General features: G+C 70.8%; 20 protein-coding genes. 18 read left to right on the top strand and 2 right to left on the bottom strand.

Annotated elements, in window-relative coordinates; genetic code table 11:
• The first annotated feature begins 113 nt into the window (after positions 1-113).
• The gene (locus K8625_RS31095; RefSeq protein ID WP_223750164.1) at positions 114-509 is read left to right on the top strand and encodes a VOC family protein; all 396 of its coding nucleotides are present in this window, start codon (positions 114-116) and stop codon (positions 507-509) included.
• 53 nt (positions 510-562) lie between these two features.
• Entirely contained in the window at positions 563-1,360 is a 798-nt protein-coding gene (locus K8625_RS31100) for a phytanoyl-CoA dioxygenase family protein (protein WP_223750165.1), read from the top strand.
• Positions 1,361-1,577: 217 nt separating this feature from the next.
• On the opposite strand, the gene K8625_RS31105 is transcribed toward K8625_RS31100, so the two are convergent.
• Positions 1,578-2,273 carry a sigma-70 family RNA polymerase sigma factor gene (locus tag K8625_RS31105; RefSeq protein WP_223784749.1) on the bottom strand — a complete coding sequence of 232 codons (696 nt, stop codon included), beginning with the start codon at positions 2,271-2,273 and terminating at the stop codon, positions 1,578-1,580.
• Between the two features lie 38 nt (positions 2,274-2,311).
• Between K8625_RS31105 and K8625_RS31110 the strand changes: the two genes are divergently transcribed.
• Both K8625_RS31110 and K8625_RS31115 read left to right on the top strand, forming a co-directional pair.
• On the top strand, positions 2,312-5,236 hold the full coding sequence (locus tag K8625_RS31110) for a tetratricopeptide repeat protein (RefSeq protein WP_223784750.1): 2,925 nt from the start codon (positions 2,312-2,314) through the stop codon (positions 5,234-5,236).
• Complete coding sequence (locus tag K8625_RS31115; RefSeq protein WP_223784751.1) at positions 5,220-5,789, top strand: GNAT family N-acetyltransferase; 570 nt, start codon at positions 5,220-5,222, stop codon at positions 5,787-5,789. The genes K8625_RS31110 and K8625_RS31115 overlap by 17 nt, the downstream gene beginning before the upstream one ends.
• A gap of 6 nt (positions 5,790-5,795) precedes the next feature.
• Here the strand turns inward: K8625_RS31115 and K8625_RS31120 are convergent, their stop codons facing one another.
• Positions 5,796-6,140, bottom strand: a complete 345-nt coding sequence (locus K8625_RS31120; protein WP_223784752.1) for a hypothetical protein — start codon at positions 6,138-6,140, stop codon at positions 5,796-5,798.
• A 714-nt stretch (positions 6,141-6,854) separates the two neighbouring features.
• Here K8625_RS31120 and K8625_RS31125 point away from each other — a divergent pair.
• Genes K8625_RS31125 through K8625_RS31190 form a run of 14 tightly spaced genes read left to right on the top strand, consistent with a single transcriptional unit; the run spans position 6,855 to position 19,423 of the window.
• Entirely contained in the window at positions 6,855-7,586 is a 732-nt protein-coding gene (locus K8625_RS31125) for a beta-ketoacyl synthase chain length factor (protein WP_223784753.1), read from the top strand.
• Positions 7,579-8,358 (top strand): 1-acyl-sn-glycerol-3-phosphate acyltransferase, encoded by a 780-nt coding sequence (locus K8625_RS31130; protein WP_223784754.1) that lies wholly within the window; start codon positions 7,579-7,581, stop codon positions 8,356-8,358. The genes K8625_RS31125 and K8625_RS31130 overlap by 8 nt, the downstream gene beginning before the upstream one ends.
• Entirely contained in the window at positions 8,345-8,605 is a 261-nt protein-coding gene (locus tag K8625_RS31135; RefSeq protein ID WP_046713101.1) for a phosphopantetheine-binding protein, read from the top strand. The genes K8625_RS31130 and K8625_RS31135 overlap by 14 nt, the downstream gene beginning before the upstream one ends.
• A gap of 29 nt (positions 8,606-8,634) precedes the next feature.
• A complete protein-coding gene (locus K8625_RS31140) occupies positions 8,635-8,901 on the top strand; it encodes an acyl carrier protein (RefSeq protein ID WP_223750172.1) in 267 nt (88 codons plus the stop codon).
• Positions 8,898-9,449 carry a hypothetical protein gene (locus tag K8625_RS31145; RefSeq protein ID WP_223750173.1) on the top strand — a complete coding sequence of 184 codons (552 nt, stop codon included), beginning with the start codon at positions 8,898-8,900 and terminating at the stop codon, positions 9,447-9,449. The genes K8625_RS31140 and K8625_RS31145 overlap by 4 nt, the downstream gene beginning before the upstream one ends.
• Positions 9,442-11,136: an AMP-binding protein gene (locus tag K8625_RS31150; protein ID WP_223784755.1), complete on the top strand. Its 1,695-nt coding sequence runs from the start codon at positions 9,442-9,444 to the stop codon at positions 11,134-11,136. The genes K8625_RS31145 and K8625_RS31150 overlap by 8 nt, the downstream gene beginning before the upstream one ends.
• A complete protein-coding gene (locus K8625_RS31155; protein WP_223784756.1) occupies positions 11,133-11,870 on the top strand; it encodes a glycosyltransferase family 2 protein in 738 nt (245 codons plus the stop codon). Before K8625_RS31150 ends, K8625_RS31155 begins: the two co-directional genes overlap by 4 nt.
• Positions 11,867-12,811, top strand: coding sequence for an acyltransferase (locus K8625_RS31160; RefSeq protein WP_223750176.1), 945 nt, complete (start codon positions 11,867-11,869; stop codon positions 12,809-12,811). The genes K8625_RS31155 and K8625_RS31160 overlap by 4 nt, the downstream gene beginning before the upstream one ends.
• On the top strand, positions 12,786-14,342 hold the full coding sequence (gene hutH, locus K8625_RS31165) for a histidine ammonia-lyase (RefSeq protein WP_223784757.1): 1,557 nt from the start codon (positions 12,786-12,788) through the stop codon (positions 14,340-14,342). Before K8625_RS31160 ends, hutH begins: the two co-directional genes overlap by 26 nt.
• Positions 14,332-14,751, top strand: a complete 420-nt coding sequence (locus K8625_RS31170) for a thioesterase family protein (RefSeq protein ID WP_046713096.1) — start codon at positions 14,332-14,334, stop codon at positions 14,749-14,751. Before hutH ends, K8625_RS31170 begins: the two co-directional genes overlap by 11 nt.
• On the top strand, positions 14,748-15,356 hold the full coding sequence (locus tag K8625_RS31175) for an outer membrane lipoprotein carrier protein LolA (RefSeq protein ID WP_223784758.1): 609 nt from the start codon (positions 14,748-14,750) through the stop codon (positions 15,354-15,356). The genes K8625_RS31170 and K8625_RS31175 overlap by 4 nt, the downstream gene beginning before the upstream one ends.
• A complete protein-coding gene (locus K8625_RS31180; protein ID WP_223784759.1) occupies positions 15,346-17,643 on the top strand; it encodes an MMPL family transporter in 2,298 nt (765 codons plus the stop codon). The genes K8625_RS31175 and K8625_RS31180 overlap by 11 nt, the downstream gene beginning before the upstream one ends.
• On the top strand, positions 17,640-18,869 hold the full coding sequence (locus K8625_RS31185; protein ID WP_223784760.1) for an NAD(P)/FAD-dependent oxidoreductase: 1,230 nt from the start codon (positions 17,640-17,642) through the stop codon (positions 18,867-18,869). Before K8625_RS31180 ends, K8625_RS31185 begins: the two co-directional genes overlap by 4 nt.
• A complete protein-coding gene (locus tag K8625_RS31190; protein ID WP_223750181.1) occupies positions 18,857-19,423 on the top strand; it encodes a DUF3261 domain-containing protein in 567 nt (188 codons plus the stop codon). Before K8625_RS31185 ends, K8625_RS31190 begins: the two co-directional genes overlap by 13 nt.
• Position 19,424 lies beyond the last annotated feature (1 nt).

The raw sequence follows: 19,424 nt of genomic DNA on the forward strand, positions 1-19,424 counted from the left end.
GCACTCACAACCAGATGGTTGACTGTCCCATCTCCATCGCTATTCTCAACAAAATGGTTGAACGTCACGCGGGAGGACCGCGTCGACGACGTTGTCCCCTCTTGGAGGAACCGATGCGCATCTCGATGAATAGCGTGTTCGTCGACGACCAGGCCAAGGCCCAGAAGTTCTACACGGAGAAGCTGGGCTTCGTGACGAAGGTGGACGTGCCCGCGGGCGGAGCGCGCTGGCTGACGGTGGTGTCGCCGGACGACCCGAACGGCACGGAGCTGCTGCTGGAGCCCAACGGGCACCCGGCGGCGACGGCGTACCAGAAGGCCATCTTCGCGGATGGCATCCCCGCCACGGCCTTCACGTCGACGAACATCCACGAGGAATATGAGCGACTGAAGGCACGCGGCGTGGTGTTCACCAAGGCGCCCACCCAGTTCGGACCCGCCATCATCGCCACGTTCGAGGACACCTGCGGCAATCTCATCCAGATGCTCCAGGTCGTGGGACAACCCTGACGTCCCCGCGCGGGACCTGTCAGGATCAGCGCGTCCCTTCGTCCCCGCGCCCCATGCCCCCTGAATCCTCCCCGGTCCTGAGTGCGTCCCAGCTTCAACAGTTCATCGAGCAGGGCTTCGTCCGGCTCGATGACGCCTTCCCGAAGGAGGTCGCCGCCGAGGCGCGCGCCCTCCTCTGGAAGGACACCGGCTGTTCACCCGACGACCCTTCGAGCTGGACCCGCCCCGTGGTCCGGCTCGGCGAGTACACGCAGGACGTCTTCCGGAGGGCCGCGAACACCCCCAGGCTGAAGGCCGCGTACGACCAGCTCGTCGGCTTCGAGCGATGGTGGCCGAGGATGAGCCTGGGCTCCTTCCCGGTCCGCTTCCCCAGCACCGAGAACCCCGGTGACGACGGCTGGCACGTCGACGTCAGCTTCCCTCCACCGGGCGGCACCGACTCCTTCTTCGAGTGGCGCAGCAACGTCTCCACCCAGGGGCGCGCACTCCTGATGCTCTTCTTGTTCTCCGATGTCGGAGAGAGCGACGCTCCCACGCGACTCCGTGTCGGCTCACATCACGACGTCGCGCGGATGCTGGCCCCCATGGGCGATGCGGGTCTTTCGTTCATGGAGCTGGCGCAGCGGATGGAGCAGACGGCGTCACGACCGGAGGCGCTGGCCACGGGCGACGCGGGGACCGTCTACCTCTGCCATCCGTTCATCGCTCACGCCGCGCAGCCGCACCGGGGCACCCGCCCCCGCTTCATGGCGCAGCCTCCCCTCTTCCCTCGCAAGCCCTTCGACCTGGAGAAGGACGACTGCCCCCTGGTGGTCGCCATCCGACAGGCGCTCGCGACGACGAAGGCCTGAGCGCACGCTCGAACAAGGAGCGTGGAGAGGCCCCCCGCGGACCTTCTCCACGCTCCCCTCGAATTCCCGACCAGGAGCGGTCAGCCGTCCCCGGGTCCGCGCAGGGGGTGTGGGGAAGCAAGCGCGGCTTCGGGGCACATCACCCTCTCGACACGCCCCGGCGCGAAGTGGCGCATTCGCGCCTCGCTTTTCCCCAAGAGTCCGGGCGCGCCAGCGCTCAAGACGGCGTCGCGTCGCGCATCACCGAGCGGATGCTCAGGTCCAGCTGGCTCTGGAGCACCCGCAACAGGCTGGTGAGCCCCTCGGAGTTCTCGCCCAGCCGGGCCGCGAGCCGCTCGCGCACGTCCTGCCGCAGCCGCTCGCGGAACTGCGCCAGCCACCGCTTCACCGTGGAGCGGTCCACCTGGTACGCGCGGGCAATCTGCGCCGTGCCCATCCCCTCCACCAGGTGCAGCCGCAGCAGCGTCCGCCCCCGGGGCTCCAGCGCGCCGAGCGCCTCCTGGAACGCCACCGTGAAGTCCTCGCGGTAGCGCTCCTGGATGAAGCGCCGGTCCATGTCCACGTCTTGAACGCTCGTCTCCGCGAGCTTGGAGTCATCCAGGTCGAGCGAAATCTTCCGCTCCCGCATCAGGTTGAGCGCGGTGCGCAGGGCGGCCACGCGGAGCCACGCCAGCAACGAGCCCTGCCCCTCGTAGTCGGCGATGCGCGGCGCGCGCTCTCCGCTGGGAAGGAAGAGCTTCACGCGCAGCAACTGGAGCGCCTCATCCGCCACCGTGACTTCCAGCCCCCGGTGCAGCAGCGCCTTGCGGAGCGACGGGATGAAGCGCGACTCGAACTCGGTCAGGGCGCTGGCGTCCTGCCGCGCGCAGGCGCGCGCGAAGGCCAGGTCCTCATCATGCTCGGAGCCACTCATCGTCTTGACCGCCCACGTCGGTTATCTTCGCCACGGTCATGGAATGCATCGAGACACGACGACTCTTCGCCTTCGCACTGGGTGAGCTGGACGTCGAAGCGACGCATGAGGTGGAGCAGCATCTTGATTCCTGCGCCTCCTGTCGAGCACTCCTGGCGGAGGCTGCGCGTTCGCGGGACGAGGAGGCAAGCCCTCCGTCCTCGACGCCCGCGACGCCCACCTCCGCGCGCTCGTGGATCGAGCGCGGGGCGCTGCTCGGGCGCTACGTGGTACTCGAGCGCATCGGCTCCGGGGGCATGGGCGTCGTCCACGCGGCGTATGACCCGGAGCTGGACCGGCGCGTCGCGCTCAAGCTGATCCGCATCGACTCCAGCAGCTCCGCCCACCTCGAGCGCGCCCAGGCGCGGCTGTTGCGCGAGGCCCAGGCCACCGCCCGCGTCATCCACCCGAACGTCATCACCATCCACGACGTGGGCCGCTTCGGTGAGCACGTCTTCCTGGCCATGGAGCTGGTGGACGGCACCACGCTGCGCGCGCACATCCGCGCGAGCAAGGGCCCCAAGGACTGGCGCGAGACGCTGGGCCTGTTCATCCAGGCCGGGCGCGGGCTCGCGGCGGCGCACGCGCAGGGGCTGGTGCACCGGGACTTCAAGCCCGACAACGCGCTCGTCGGCAAGGACGGGCGCGTGCGCATCACCGACTTCGGGCTGGCGCGCATCGTCGAGGGCGTCGAGGACACGCCCACGCCCACCCCGAGCGGCCCGCCCGCCCCGCTGCGCAGCGAGTGGCACACCCGCTCGGACATGGTGCTGGGAACGCCGGCCTACATGGCGCCCGAGCAGAAGCGCGGCGAGCCCTCCGACGCGCGCAGCGACCAGTACAGCTTCTGCGTCGCGCTGTACGAGGCCCTCTATGGCAAGCGCCCCTTCACCCCGGCCGAGCCCGCGAGCCCCGGCACGCAGATGCCTGTCCGCGTGCCGCCCGGACCTCGGCCACCACCGGGCTCGGATGTCCCGGTGTGGCTGCATCAGGTGTTGCTGCGAGGACTCGCCGCCTCGCCGGAGGCGCGCCACGAATCCATGGACGCGCTTTTGCGCGGGCTCAGCCATGCCCCCGGGACCCGGTGGCGCCGCGCCGCGCTCGCCACGGCCGCGGGGCTGGTGTTGCTCGTGGGAGGCGCCGTCCTGCACCGCACCACGTCCGCGTCGCCCTGCGCCAGCAACGAGCAGGCCCTCGTCGGCGTCTGGGATGAGGCCCGCGGGGCCGCCGTGCGCGCGCGCTTCACCCAGAGCCCCCTGCCCTACGCCGCGGGCGCGTGGAGCGAGGTGGAGCGCACGTTGAACGGCCAGGCACGGGCCTGGCTCACCGCGAGCCACGAGGCGTGTGTCGCCACGCGCGTGAAGGGACAGCAGACGGAGCGGCTGCTCGAGCGACAGGTCATCTGCCTGGACCAGCGGCTCAAGGACCTGGGCGCCGTGGTGGACACGCTCGCCGCCGCGGACGCGCAGGTCATCCAGAACGCGACGCGCGTGGTGCACTCGCTGGAGAGCGTGTCCGTCTGCGCCAACCTGGCCGCGCTGGCCGCGCCCGAGCCGCCGCCCACCGACGAGGCCAGCCAGAAGCGCATGGAGGCCCTGCGCACCCGACGGGCCCAGGTGCGCGCGAAGCTCAACGCGGGCCAGGTCGCGCCCGCGCTCCTGCTGGCGAACGAGGTGGCGGCCGAGGCCCACGCCATCGGCTACGGGCCGCTCGAGGCGGAGGTGCTGGACCTGCTCGCCGAGACGCAGGGGAAGAACCTCGCGTACCGCGACGCCATCAAGACCCTGCACCAGGCCATCCAGGTGGCCACCGCCAGTCGCCATGACCGACAGGCCGCCGAGTCGTGGGCGGGCATGATCCGCCTGCTCAGCCTGGTGGGGCCGGAGGTGGACCCGGACGGCGCCGTGCCCGGACACGCGGAGGCGGCGCTGCGCAGGCTGGGCGGCGACGCGCGCATCGAGGCGATGTACTTCCGCAACCTCGCCAGCCTCCACCGCAGGCGCGGGCGACGCGAGGAGGCGCTGGCCGCGAGCCAGCGCGCGGTGGAGCTGGCGCGCAAGCTCTACACCTCGAACGAGCCGGAGCTCGGCACGGCGCTGTTGACCATGGGCCACGCGCTCCACGAGTTCGACCGCCACGCGGAGGGGCTTCGCTTCCTCACCGAGGCGGAGGCCATCTACCGGGAGAAGTACGGCCCCGAGCATCCGTACCTCGCCACCGTGCTCAGCAACCTCGCCGTCTTCAACGTGCGGCTCGGCGACATCGAGGCCGCGCTCCGATACGGACGGGAGGCGCTGGCCATCAACCAGCGCGTCTACGGCGAGGAGAGCGAGGCGGTGGCCAGCGCGTACCACAACCTGGCGGGGTTCCTGATGGAGCAGGGGCGCCCGGAGGAGAGCCTCCAGCACTACATCAAGGCGGCGCGCATCCACGAGAAGGTGCAGGGCCCCGACGCCAGCGACGTGGGCGCGTCCCTCTCACGCATGGGCCTGGTGCTGGCCTCGCTGGGGCGGCACGAGGAGGCGCTGAAGCACCACCAGCGCGCGGTGACCATCCGCGAGAAGCGCTACGGTCCCCAGGATGCCCGGGTGGGGATGGAGCTGATGAACGTCGCCGATGACCACCTGGGCCTGGGGGAGTCGCGCAAGGCCATCCCCCTGCTGGAGCGGGCCCTCGGCCTGCTCGAACAGCCCTCCGCCGAGCGCTACGCCGATGAGCTGGCCAGCGCCCGCTACTCGATGGCCCGAGCGCTCGAGGCCGAGCCCGGCCAGCGCCAGCGCGCCCTCACGCTGGCGAACGCCGCGCAGCGCTACAACCAGTCCCACCTGCCCGCCCGTACCCAGCAGTTCAAGGACGTCGAGCGCTGGCTCGTGCGACACACCGCGCCTCGTCTATCCTCCCAGCACCATGGCAAGCCCCTATGAGGTGACGGCGGTGCGCGGCCCGTCGGAGCTCCCGCGAATCCTGGAGCTGCAGCGCAGGAACCTGAAGCAGGTGCTCGAGGATGACGAGATGCGCTCGCAAGGCTTCGTCACCGTGGAGCACGACGTGACGGCCCTGGAGCAGATGCACGCGCTGGCGCCCAGCATCGTCGCGCACCACGGCGACGAGCTGGTGGCGTACGCGCTGACGATGCCCCGCGAGTGCCGGGCGCTGATGCCCCTGCTCGTGCCCATGTTCGACCTGCTCGACACGCTGGAGTACCGGGGGCGCGCGCTGCGAGAGCAGCGCTTCTACGTCATGGGGCAGGTCTGCGTGGACAAGGCCCACCGGGGCAAGGGGCTCTTCGACCAGCTCTACGCGAAGCACCGGGAGCTCTACCGCGGCCGCTTCGACCTGCTCGTCACCGAGGTGTCGGCGCGCAACACGCGCTCGCTGCGCGCCCACGAGCGCGTGGGCTTCAGGACGCTGCACACCTATCGCGACGCCACGGACGAGTGGGCCGTGGTGGCGTGGGACTGGAGCGCGGCGCCCTGACGGCGGCTACCACCACGCGGAGCAGCGCCCCGTGCTCGTGTTGCACAGCCGCAGCAGGAAGCGCTGGACGCCCGAGTACTCGCCGCTCCAGGCCGCGTTGAAGACGTAGCCGTCCGCATAGAACTGGAGCCGGGTGCCACTGGCGTGGCTGCTGGTGGACCACGTGCCCCGATAGACGCCACCACCCATCGCCGTCCACGTCTTGCAGACGTTCGCCCGGCGGTTCCCGGGCGCCGTCAGCGTGGTGCAGGCCCGCGCCAGCTCCGCGGCGGCGTCGGGAGGCGCCTCGGGGACGGGTTGTGAACCGGCGACACCCGCCGCGGCGAGGATGCCTGCGAGGACCTGGAACATGGTGTGACGCTCCTGCCCGGGGCCCGTGCGGCCCACAGCGGGCTGTCGAGGGAGCGGCCAAGCTGCCTCCGGTCATGCATCGCGGCAACGAGCCCCGAAGGGACGGCCACGCTCCGACGCGTGACACCTGACTGCGGGACAGTTGCGCATGCGGGGCGCGCGGGGACCGCCTCCGTCGCCCGGGAGGAGCGGACCGCCGCCGTATGTCATTGCCCCGCGTGTCATCCCGGCCCGGCGCACGCTTCGCGCCAACGCGCTCCGCCCGGTTTCTTCGAAAGCGCGGGGCCCGCGGCGTCGATTCCTCCCTGGCGGAAATCACGGGGTCCGGCCGCTTGCGCAGTCCCTCGGTGATCCGGGTCGTCATCACACCATGGGAAACCACGAGGTCTCTCCTACCCTCTACCACCCAGGGTCTGGAGGCGGCGCACGGGGCGTCACCATTCCGGACGGCACGCTCGCGCGCTCGTGGCCCAGGGCCCTCGACGCGGAGTCGACCCGTGGGCGGGCGGCGGCCACCTCCCCACCGGCCATGCGAGCGCGCCATCCGCCCCACCCCTCTCGGCCCGGTGCGGGCGCGGCGTAGCATGAGCGAGTGAATGCGCGGGTGCCCTGTCTCGTCCTCGGAGGCAACGCCCCATCGGAGCCAATTGTCTCGTATATGATGCTTTGGTAGAGGACCGCCGCAGGCAGCACCCGCCTTTCTTCCCCGCCATCATGGTTTTTTCCGTCCACCACTGGGCCGCGTGGGCTCCTGGGCTTTTCGGGCAAGACGCCTGGAGGTCCTGGCTCTCCAAGCCCCATCCACTCCCGTCCGAGGGAACGCCTCCCCTGACGGAGATGCCGCCGATGATGCGCCGTCGGGTGGACAGGCTGGGCCGCATCGCGCTCCAGGCGGCGTACACGTGCCAGGCGGACGCCCCCGCGTGTCCCCTGGTGTTCGCGTCCCGCCATGGGGACATGGGCCGCTCGGTGGACCTGCTGGAGCAGCTCGCGAGGTCCACCCCGCTGTCGCCCACGTCCTTCAGCCTGTCGGTGCACAACGCCATCGGCGGGCTGTACTCCATCGCCCGGGGGGATTTGACGGCGCAGAGCGCGGTGGCCGCGGGCGCGGAGACGGTGGAGGCCGCCTTCGTGGAGGCGTGCGGGCTGCTCGGCGAGGGCGCTCCGGAGGTCGTCGTCATCGTCTACGACGAGCCCCGCCCCGCGCCCTTCCAGCACTTCCCGGAGCAGACGTCCCTGGCGCACGCCTGGGCCTGCAGCGTGAGGCCCGCGGGCGACGGCCCGCGCTTCCGGCTGTCCTGCGGCGCCGCGGAGGGTGTCCATCCCGCGCCGACGCCGGAGGGGCTCCCGGAGGAGCTGTCCGTGCTGCGCTTCCTCGTCCTGGGCGACGCGCGCCTGGAGCGGGTCCTGGGCTCGCGCCTGTGGCGGTGGGAACGCGATGTCTGAGCGCCTCAACTACTACTGGCGCGTGTTCGCCACGGGCTTCTGCTTCGCCACCTTCGGGCTGGGCGGGCTGGCCCTGCGCATCTTCTTCTTCCCGCTGCTGTCGCTGCTGGTGCGCGACCGGCCCCGGCGCACGCGGCTGGCCCGGCTGGCGGTGCACCACGCGTTCCGCTTCTTCATCGAGCTGATGCGCGTGGTGGGCGTGCTGGCCTACCGCATCGAGGGCGTGGAGAAGCTCGCGCGCCCCGGCCTGCTCATCCTCGCCAACCACCCCACGCTCATCGACGTGGTGTTCCTCATCTCGCTGGTGCCCAACGCGGACTGCGTGGTGAAGGCGAGCCTGGCCAACAACCCCTTCACCCGGGGGCCCGTGGAGGCCACCGGCTACCTGTGCAACGACTCCGGCCCGGAGCTGGTCAAGGCGTGCATCGCGTCCGTGAAGGCGGGCAACAACCTCATCATCTTCCCCGAGGGCACCCGCACGCCGGTGACGGGGCCCATGAAGCTGCAGCGCGGCGCGGCCAACATCGCGGTGCGCGGGCCCTGTGACATCACCCCCGTCACCATCCGCTGCCAGCCGCTGAGCCTCACCAAGGGCCTGCCCTGGTGGCGCGTGCCCCCCTCGAAGATGAACTTCACCATCGTGGTCCAGGACGACCTCCAGGTCGCGTCCATGGTCGACGAAGCGCACGGAGAGGCGCTCGCGGCCCGCCATCTCACCGAGAGATTGCACGACTACTTCTCCACGGAGACACAACGTCATGCAGGTGCTTGAGCAGGAGATAAAGAAGCTGGTCATCGAGACCTTGAATCTCGAGGACGTCAAACCCGAGGACATCGACCCGGGTGCGCCGCTGTTCGTCGAGGGCCTGGGGCTGGACTCCATCGATGCCCTGGAGCTCGGCCTGGCGCTGCAGAAGACCTATGGCGTCGCCCTGGCGAGCGATTCCCAGGAGAACCGTCGTCACTTCGCCAGCGTGCGCGCCCTCGCGACCTTCGTGAGCGCCCACCGCAAGTCCTGAGCATCCACCATTCATTCGAGGGGGCCCTTATGCACCACATGACCAAGAACCAGCTCTTCGAGAACCTGCGCACGCTCCTGCAGGACACCTTCGACATCGACCCGGCGCGAATCACCCCCGAGGCCCGCCTCCGGGACGACCTGGACATCGACAGCATCGACGCGGTGGACCTGCTGGTGAAGCTCAAGCCCGTGACGGGCAAGCGCATCTCGCCGGAGGTCTTCAAGTCGGTCCGCACCATCCAGGACGTCGTCGACGCGCTGCACAGCCTGCTCGACGAATCCGTGGCGGCGTGAAGCACCTGCGTCCAGCGCTGCTCGGCGTGCTGAGCCTCGCGTACCCGCTGTTGATGTACAGCGGGCTGGGCCGGTTCGAGCCTCGCTGGATGGCGATACCCCTGGTGGTCATGGCCGTCCTGCGCGCCGTGGCCACGAAGGAGCGCGTGTGGCTCGTCACCGCCGCGCTCGCGCTCGTGCTCGCGGGCACCAGCATGCTGGGCAACCACGCCCTGCCGCTGAAGCTCTATCCGGTGCTCGTGAACTCGATGCTGCTCGCCGTCTTCGCCACCAGTCTGGTGTATCCGCCCACCGTCATCGAGCGGCTGGCGCGGCTGCGCGAGCCCCAGCTCCCGGCGTCGGGCGTGGCCTACACGCGGCGGGTGACGCAGGTGTGGTGCGGCTTCTTCGTCGTCAACGGCGGCATCGCGCTCGCCACGGCCCTGTGGGCGAGCGACGCCACGTGGGCGCTGTACAACGGGCTCATCTCCTACGGCCTGATGGGGCTGCTCTTCGCCGGCGAGTGGCTGGTGCGCCGACGCGTGAGGGCGGGCCACGTCCATGGCTGAGAGCGTCGCCCTCGAAGAGCTCCTCACCCACGGCCGCCCCTCCGACTTCCCGGTGGCGCTGCGGGACGGGCACGTGCTGGGGTTCGCGGCCTTCCAGGCCCGGGCCGCCGGCTGGCGCGCGGCCTTCGAGCGGCGCGAAGGTCGGCGCCTGGCGCTGTACTTCGAGGACACGTACGAGTTCGCCGCCGCGCTCCTGGGCGCCTGGCACGCGGGGAAGTGTGTCTACCTGCCGTCCGACGTCCAGCCCGCCACGCTGGAGCGGCTCGCGCGCGAGGTGGAGGGCTTCGCCGGACAGGTCCCCGCCTCGCTCTCCCCGCTCGTGCCCGAGGAGGCCCGGCGCTCCGACTGGAGGCCGCTGTCCTCGGGGGCGCGCTCGCTGGTGGTCTACACCTCCGGCTCCAGCGGCGAGCCCGCGGCCATCGACAAGCACCTGGGCCAGCTCACGCGCGAGGTCCACACGCTGGGCCGCCTGTTCGACGCGCGCGTCGGCGACGCCCGCGTGCTCGCCACCGTCTCGCATCAGCACATCTACGGGCTCTTGTTCCGGGTGCTCTGGCCGCTGACGGCGGGCCGGCCCTTCCTCGCGCGGAGCCTGCCGTATCCGGAGGAGCTGCTCGCGGAGCTGACGAAGGGCCCGGCCGTGCTCGTGGCCAGCCCCGCCCACCTCAAGCGGCTGCCCGGGACGCTGGCGTGGGAGCGCGCGCGCGGGAGCCTTCGCGCGGTGTACTCGTCCGGAGGGCCGCTGCCCACCGAGGCGCTGCACGCGTGCCGGACGCTCCTGGGGCAGGCGCCGGTGGAGGTCTACGGCAGCTCGGAGACGGGCGGCATCGCGTGGCGACAGCGCTCGCGCGAGGACGACGCGGGATGGACGCTGATGCCGGGCCTGGAGGTCCGCCTGGAGGACGACGCGCTCGCGGTCCGCTCCCCGCACCTGCCTGAGGACAGCTGGTTCCAGACCGAGGACCGGGCGCGGCTCCTGCCGGAGGGCTTCGAGCTGCTGGGGCGCAAGGACCGCCTGCTCAAGCTCGAGGAGAAGCGCGTGTCGCTGAGCGCCATGGAGCGAACGCTCGTGGCGGGCGGGCTCCTCACCGAGGCGCGCGTGGTGCCGCTGCAAGAGGGCCTGCGGGTGACGCTCGCGGTGGTGGCGGTGCCCACGGCCGCTGGCGGGAGGCTCCTCACGGAACAGGGCAAGCGCTCGCTGAACCAGGCCCTGCGGGAACAGCTGGCCCACGGCTTCGAGCCTGCTGTCCTTCCGCGTCGATTCCGGTATCTGGAGGCGATGCCAGTCAACAGCCAGGGCAAATCCACCGAGGCGGCACTCACCGCCCTCTTCGACTCCCGCAGGCCGCCCCTGCGCGTGCTCGAGCAGGGTCCGGAGAAGGCCGTGCTGAGCCTGGAGACGCCGGCGAGCCTGCCCCAGTTCAAGGGCCACTTCCCCCAGAAGGCCATCCTGCCCGGCGTGGCGCAGATTGAATGGGCCATCCAGTTCGCCCGCGAGCTGTTCACGCTGCCGCCCCACTTCCTGCGCATGGAGGTGGTGAAGTTCCAGCAGCTCATCGTCCCCGGGACGCAGGTGACGCTGGAGCTGACGTGGAGCGCGGCCAAGGGCAGCCTCCACTTCAAGTACACCTCCGAGGCCGGCACCCACGGGAGCGGCCGCATCCTGTTCACCGAGGTCCACGGATGAAGGTCTGCGCGGTGATTCCCGTCTACAACCACGGCGAGGCCGTGGGCGCGGTGGTGCACGCCGTGCGCTCGCATGGGCTGCCGTGCGTGCTGGTGGACGACGGCAGCGAGCCGGGCTGCGCGCGGGTGCTGGACTCGCTCGCGGCAAGCGACACGTCCGGTGTCTCCGTGGTGCGCCTGCCCCAGAACGAGGGCAAGGGCGGCGCGATGATGGCGGGCCTCAAGGCGGCCCAGGCCGCGGGCTACAGCCACGCGCTGCAGATCGACGCCGACGGTCAGCACGACACCGGCGACATCCCGCGCTTCCTGGAGCTGGCGAAGGGCGCGCCCGACAAGCTCGTCTGCGGCACGCCCGTGTACGACGAGTCGGTGCCCAAGGGCCGGCTGTACGGCCGCTACGCCACGCACATCTGGGTGTGGATCAACACGCTGTCCCTGGCCATCCGCGACTCGATGTGCGGCTTCCGCGTCTATCCGCTGGCGCCCACCGTGGCGCTCATCGAACAGGTGCGCATCGGCAAGCGGATGGACTTCGACGTGGAGGTGCTGGTGCGGCTGTACTGGCGGGGGATGGGCATCCTCAACCAGCCCACCCGCGTGCGCTACCCCACCGACGGCATCTCCCACTTCGACGTGCTCTGGGACAACGTGCGCATCTCCGGCATGCACGCGAAGCTGTTCTTCGGGATGCTGGCGCGGCTGCCGCTGCTCCTCTGGAGGAAGGTCTCCTCATGAGGGCGCGGCACTGGGCGGAGATGGGAGAGAGCACGTTCGTGCTCGGCATCTGGCTCCTGTACTGGGTCCACCGGCTCCTGGGCCGCTGGCCGTTCCGCCTGTGCCTGTACCCCGTCGTGTTCGTCCACTGGCTGTCGCGCCCCGTGGTCCGCGACGCGTCGCTGCAGTACCTCACGCGCGTCCAGGCGGCCACGGGCGCCATCGGCCACACCCCGGGCCGGAAGGACAGCCTCAAGCACCTGGTGACCTTCGCGGAGACGATGCTCGACAAGCTGCTCGCCGTCAGCGGCCGCTACCGCTTCGAGCAGGTCCGCACCGAGGGGCGCGAGCAGTTCTACGAGGTCGTGAAGCAGGGCAAGGGCGGCATCATCGTCACCGCGCACATGGGCTGCCTGGAGCTGTGCCGGGCCATGGCGGAGAAGCGCGGCGAGGTGAAGCTCCACATCCTGGTGCACACCCGCCACGCCGAGCAGTTCAACCGGCTGCTCAAGCGGCTCAACCCCGACAGCATGTTCCAGCTGGTGGAGGTCACGGACATGGGGCCGGGCACCGCCGTCGCGCTGGAGAAGTACGTGGCGGCGGGCGAGTTCGTGGTGATTGCCGGGGACCGCGTGCCGGTGAACGCCAGCCAGACGGTGGACGTGGAGTTCCTGGGGCACCCGGCCGCCTTCCCCGTGGGGCCGTACGTGCTGGCCTCGCTGTTCAAGTGCCCGCTGTACCTCTTGGGCTGCATCCACGAGAACGGCGGCTACACCATCCACTTCGAGTGCCTGGCGGAGAAGGTCGAGCTGCCCAGAGGCAGGCGCGTGCCCGCGCTGACGGAGCACGCCAGGCGTTATGCCGGACAGGTGACGGCGCTCTTGAAGCGCTCACCGTTCGATTGGTTCAACTTCTTTCCCTTCTGGGATCAGGCGAATGTCTCCGCCAGGAATCAAGAGTGAGCGCGCGGTCCGGTTCGATGGGAGCCGGCTCGCCATCGAGGACGTGTCCGCGCTGTCGCGCCGCGAGCGCGAAGCCGAGCTGAGCACCGCCGCGGAGTTCCGGGGACGCATCACCCGGGGCGCGGAGTTCCTGGACCGGCTCTTGGCCGAGGACGGGCACATCTACGGGGTGACGACGGGGTACGGAGACTCGTGCACCGTCACCATCCCCCCGGAGCTGGTGGCCGAGCTGCCGCACCACCTCTACGCCTACCATGGCATCGGCGCGGGCCGCTTCCTCACCCCCGAGGAGACGCGCGCGGTGCTCGCGGCCCGGCTGGCGTCGCTGTCGCAGGGCGTGTCCGGCGTGGGCCTGGGGCTGCTCCACCAGTTGGAGCAGTTCCTGCGCCTGGACATCCTGCCGCTGATTCCGGCCGAGGGCTCGGTGGGCGCCAGCGGTGACCTGACGCCCCTGTCCTACGTGGCCGCCGCGCTGTGCGGTGAGCGCGAAGTCCTCCACCGGGGTGAGCGCCGTCCCGCGGCCGAGGTGCTGGCGAAGCACGGGCTTGTGCCCCTGAGGCTGCGCCCCAAGGAGGGGCTGGCCATCATGAACGGCACGGCGGTGATGACCGCCCTGGCCTGCCTCGCGTGGGAGCGCGCGGAGTACCTGAGCCGGCTGGCCACGCGGCTGACGGCCTTCAACGTGGTGGCGAGCGCCGGCAACGCGCACCACTTCGACGAGGCCCTGTTCGCCGTCAAGCCGCACGTGGGCCAGCAGCGCGTGGCCGCGAGGCTGCGGCAGGACCTGGCCACCGAGCGCCCCAGCCGCAACGAGCAGCGCCTGCAAGACCGCTACTCGCTGCGCTGCGCGCCCCACGTCATCGGCGTGCTCGAGGACGCCCTGCCCTTCTTCCGCGCGCAGATTGAGAACGAGCTCAACAGCGCCAACGACAACCCGCTCATCGACCCGGACAGCGAGCGGGTGCTGCACGGCGGGCACTTCTACGGCGGCCACATCGCCTTCGCCATGGACGGGCTGAAGAACGCGGTGGCCAACGTGGCGGACCTCTTGGACCGTCAGCTCGCGCTGCTGGTGGACACCCGCTACAACCACGGCCTGCCGTCCAACCTCTCCGGGGCCACGGGCCCGCGCGCGGCCATCAACCACGGCCTCAAGGCGGTGCAGATCAGCGTGTCCGCGTGGACGGCGGAGGCGCTCAAGCAGACGATGCCCGCGTCCGTCTTCTCCCGCTCCACCGAGTGCCACAACCAGGACAAGGTGAGCATGGGCACCATCGCCGCGCGCGACTGCCTGCGCGTCCTCGAGCTGTCCGAGCAGGTGGTGGCCGCCATGCTCATCGCGGCGCGTCAGGGAATCGCGCTGCGGCAACGCGTTGCTCAAGGTTTGAATCTCACGGCGTCTCTGGCGTCGATGCAGGCCGAGCTGGAGCAGCGAATCCCGTTGGTGGTGGAGGACCGCGCGTTGGACCGTGAGCTGCAAGCGCTGCTGGGGGCCATCCGCGCCCGTGAGTGGAGGCTCTATGAAGCCTGACCTCAGCCACGAAATCGAGCTGACGCCGCCCTTCCATGACATCGACCTGATGGAGGTCGTCTGGCATGGCCACTACGTGAAGTACCTGGAGCTGGCGCGGTGCGCGCTCCTGGCGAAGTTCGACTACGACTACCCGCAGATGCTGGCGTCCGGCTACGCGTGGCCCGTGGTGGACATGCGGCTGAAGTACGTGCGCTCGGCGACGTACGGGAAGGCGCTCAGGATTCGCGCCGAAATCACCGAGTGGGAGAACCGGCTGCGCATCGACTACGTGCTGCGCGACGCGGCCACGGGCCAGAAGGTGAACCAGGCCCACACCATCCAGGTCGCCGTGTCCATCGCCACCAAGGAGATGCTGTACGTCTGTCCGCCGGTGCTCTGGCAGCGGCTGGGGGTGAAGCCCGAATGAAGCGCGTGCTCCTGCTCGTGGCGCTGCTCTGGGGAGCGGCGGCGAGCGCCCGTGACGTCGTGTCCCAGGTCCGCGAGCGGCTCGTGGATGTGCCGCTGCTGCGCGGCGACTTCGAGCAGAAGAAGACGGTCTCCGGCTTCAAGAAGCCGCTGGTGTCGCGCGGGGTCTTCCTCCTGTCGCGCGAGCAGGGCGTGCTGTGGGACACGAAGGCGCCCTTCGCCTCCACCCTCACGCTGACGCGCAAGTCGCTGAGCGCCGAGCAGGGCACGGGCGCGGCGGCGTACCACCTGGACGCGAGCAAGGAGCCGGGGCTCGCCGCGGTGAACGAGGTGATGTTCGCGCTGCTGTCCGGCGACGTGAAGGCGCTCTCCAGGCGCTTCAAGGTCGAGGGGGAGCTGGTGGGCGCGGCGGGCTGGAAGCTGACGCTCACGCCCACGGACACGGGCCTGCAGCGCGTGTTCCGGAGCATCCACCTGGAGGGCGACCAGTACGTGCGGCGAGTGCAACTGGAGGAGGCCCGAGGCGACTCGAGCGTCATCCTCTTCGACAAGCTGAGCCAGACGCCTCCTCCCAGCGACGCGGAAGCCGGACGCCTTGCGAAATAAGTGGGCCATCCTGTGGCTGCTCGTGGTGCTCGTCGTGGGCGCGCACCAGGTCCGGTTCTGGCGCTCGGCGCGCCTGGACACGGATGTGCTGGCGCTGCTGCCCGAGGACGAGCAGGCCCCCGAGGTCGGCGCCGCCACGCGCAAGCTCGCCGACCAGGCCGGCCGTGAGCTGGTGATGCTGGTGGGCGCGGCGGACTGGGAGTCCGCTCAGCGCGCGGCGGACGTCGTCAAGGCGGAGCTGTCGCGCGAGGACTCGCCGCTGAAGGCCTCCGCGCTGGATGCGTCCTCGCTGGAGACGGCGCTGGAGCTGTACCGGCCCTATCGCGACAGGCTGCTCACCGCCTCGCAGCGCGAGTGGCTGGCGAAGGCGAGCCCGGAGGAGCTGGGCGGCACCGCGCTGATGAAGCTGTACCAGCCCGCGGGCCCCAAGCTGACGGACTGGGAGGCGGACCCGCTGGGACTGTGGCCCGACTGGTGGGCGGCGCGCGCATCGGAGAGCACCGCGCGTCCGCGGGATGGACGCCTGTGGTTGTCGGGCGAGGGGCGTGAGTGGGTGCTGCTCGCGTGGCACAGCCAGGTGTCCGCCTTCGCGCTGGGCGACGAGGGGAACATCACCTCCGCGGTGGCGCGAGCGCGCGCGACCATGGAGGCCCAGGTGCCCGGCAGCCGGATGGTGTCCGCGGGCGTGCCGCTGTACGCGGAGGCTGCCGCGTCCCAGGCCAGCTCGGAGATGTCCACCATCGGCATCGGCTCGCTCGCGGCGGTGCTGTTGCTCGTCTGGCTCACGTTCCGCTCGGTGCGGCCCATCGTCCTGGTCGGCGTGTCGCTGGCGCTCGGGTGCGCCGTGGCGCTGAGCGTCACGGCCCTGGTCTTCGAGCGGGTGCACCTGCTCACCCTGGTGTTCGGCTCCAGCCTGGTGGGCGTGGCGGAGGACTACGGCTTCCACTACTTCGCCGCGCGCCAGGGCAGGCCGCCCTCGGAGCGCTGGCCGCTGATGCGCGGCCTCCTGCCTGGCATGGTGCTGGCGCTCGCCACCAGCGTGGTGGCGTACCTGGCGCTGGGCGTGGCGCCCTTCCCCGGCCTGCGGCAGATGGCGCTCTTCTCCGCCACGGGCCTGGTCGCCGCGTTCCTCACCGTCGCGTGCTGGTTCCCCCTGCTGGACACGGGTGAGCTGCCGGTGACGTCCTTCGCCACCCGCTTCGGCGCGTCGCTGTCGCGCTGGCCGCGCTTCACGCACACGCCCGCGTGGTGGGTGGGCACGGCGGTGCTCGGCCTGTTCGTCGTCGGCGGCCTGTGGCGGCTGGGCACGCGCGACGACGTGCGCCAGCTCCAGAACGCGCCCGCGCACCTCATCTCCGACCAGCGCGAATTGGGGCGCCTGCTCGGCCTGCCCAGCCCCGCCCAGTTCTTCCTGGTGGGCGGTGACGACGCGGAGCAGGTACTGGAGCGGGAGGCCGCGCTCAAGGCGAAGCTGGACCCGCTCGTCATGCAGAAGGTGCTCTCGGGCTACCGCGCGGTGTCGGACTGGCTGCCCAGCATGGCGCGGCAGCGCGCGGACGCGGAGCTGAGCGCGCGCGCGGAGGCGCAGGCGGTGGCCGCGGTGGCCGAGGCCACGGGCGAGGCCCCCACGCGCGCCCGCTTCGCCGACGACGTGCTCACCCCCGAGCGGCTGTTGGCCAGCCCCGCCTCGGCGGCCATCCGCCAGCAGTGGCTGGGCCAGCTGGGCGACGGCCACTTCAGCATCGTCATGCTGCGCGGGCTCAATGACCCGTCCGTGCTGCCGCGCGTGGCCGATGCCGCACAGGGGCTGGAGGGCGTGCGCTGGGTGGACAAGACGCGGGAGATCTCCAGCCTGCTGGAGCGCTACCGCCGGCTCATGGGCGGGCTCATCGTGCTGGGCTACGTCGCGGTGCTGCTGCTGCTCGTCGCGCGCTTCGGCCGACAGGCCTGGCGGGCGTGGGTGCCCACCGCGCTGGGGACACTGGTGACGCTGGCCTGCTTCGGCTGGGTCGGCGAGCCGCTCCAGCTCTTCACGGTGCTCGGCTTCATGCTCCTTTTGGGCATGGGCGTGGACTACGGCATCTTCATGCTGGAGCACCCCGGGGACAACTCCGCCTGGCTCGCGGTGGCGCTGGCGGGCGTGAGCACCCTGCTCTCCTTCGGACTCCTGGGACTCTCCGCCACGCCGGCGCTGCGCTCCTTCGGACTCACCATGTTGTTGGGCGAAGTCACCATCTGGGTGCTCACGCCCTGTTGCAGACTGCCATCAGGCAAGGACGTGTCGTGAAGATCGAAAAAACGGAAGTCGTCATCATCGGGGCGGGTCCGTCGGGTTCAGTGGCGGCGGGCATCCTGCGCAAACAAGGCCGTCAGGTGTTGATCCTGGAGCGCGAGGAATTCCCCCGCTTCTCCATCGGAGAGAGCCTGTTGCCGCAGAGCATGCAGTACATCGAGGAAGCGGGGATGCTCCGCGACGTCGTGGAGGCGGGCTTCCAGTACAAGAACGGCGCGTCCTTCGTACGCGGCGACAAGTACACCGACTTCGACTTCCGCGAGAAGTTCTCCCAGGGCTGGGGCACCACGTACCAGGTGCAGCGCGCACACTTCGACCACGTGCTGGCGCTCGCCGCCGAGCGCATGGGCGCCACGCTGCGCTTCCGCCACACCGTGGAGTCCGTGGACGTCTCCGGCCCCACGCCGGAGCTGACGGCGCGCGGCCCCGACGGTGAGCCCTACCGCGTCCAGGCCCGCTTCCTGCTCGACGCCAGCGGCTTCGGCCGCGTGCTGCCCCGCCTCCTGTCGCTGGAGACGCCGTCCAACTTCCCGGTGCGCGGCGCGCTCTTCACGCACGTGGAGGACCGCGTCGCGCCGGGCACGTTCGACCGCAGCAAGATCCGCATCACCGTGCACCCCCAGCACGTGCACGTCTGGTACTGGACCATCCCCTTCTCCAACGGGCGCTGCTCGCTGGGCGTGGTGGCCAGGCGCGAGTACCTGGAGCAGTTCAAGGGCACGGAGACCGAGCGGCTCAAGGCCATCGTCGCCGAGGACCCTTCGCTGTCCGGCCTCCTGAAGGACGCCGTCTGGGACACGCCCGCGCGCGCCATCACCGGCTACGCGGCCAACGTGAAGTCGCTGTGGGGCAACGGCTTCGCGCTGCTCGGCAACGCGGGCGAGTTCCTGGACCCCGTCTTCTCCTCGGGCGTCACCATCGCCGTGAAGTCCGCGAGCCTGGCGGCGAAGTGCATCGCCCGGGAGTTCGCGGGTGAGAAGGTCGACTGGGAGGCCGACTACGCGGTGCCCCTCAAGGGCGGCGTGGACACGTTCCGCACCTTCGTCGAGTCCTGGTACCAGGGCGGCTTCCAGGACGTCATCTTCCACCCCAACGCCTCGCCCGAGGTGCGCAAGATGATCTCCGCCATCCTCGCCGGCTACGCGTGGGACAAGGAGAACCCCTTCGTGGCCGACAGCAAGCGCCGGCTCGGCGTGCTCGAGAAGCTGTGCGCGGCCTGAGCGCCACCCTCGCCCTGGTGGGGCTCGCCTCCTGCGTCACCCCGGCCCCGCGCCGGGGCGCGCCGGAGGTGGCCTTGCCCGCGCTCGCCCTGCCGCCGGCCTCGCTCGGCGCCAGCGTCAGCCTGACGCAGCGGCTGAGCTTCGCCCACGAGTTGGACCCGGGCGGCCCGCGCTCGCTGGAGGCCCTGCTGGAGGTCGACCCGGCGGCGCTGCGCCTGGCCGGCTTCGCGCTGGGCCAGCGGGTCTTCACCATGGAGTGGGACGGTGAGCGGCTGGAGGAGCAGCGGGACGCGCGGGTGCCCGAGCAGTTCCAGGCTCGGACGGTGCTGCGCGACATCCAGTGGGTCTACTGGCCCGCCCCCGCGGTGCGGGATGCGCTCCCGCCAGGATGGACGCTTGAGGACGGCCCGGGCCAGCGGGTCCTGCGGTATGGAGACAAGGAGTGGATGTCGGTGCGCTATGGTGGAGAGCCCCGCTGGAAGGGCCGCGCGGAGCTGGTCAACGCGGCGGAACACTACCGGCTGACCATCGACTCCCAACCCACGGAGGAGTGAG

This window comes from Myxococcus sp. AS-1-15 (assembly GCF_020037055.1).
Lineage (GTDB): Bacteria > Myxococcota > Myxococcia > Myxococcales > Myxococcaceae > Myxococcus > Myxococcus fulvus.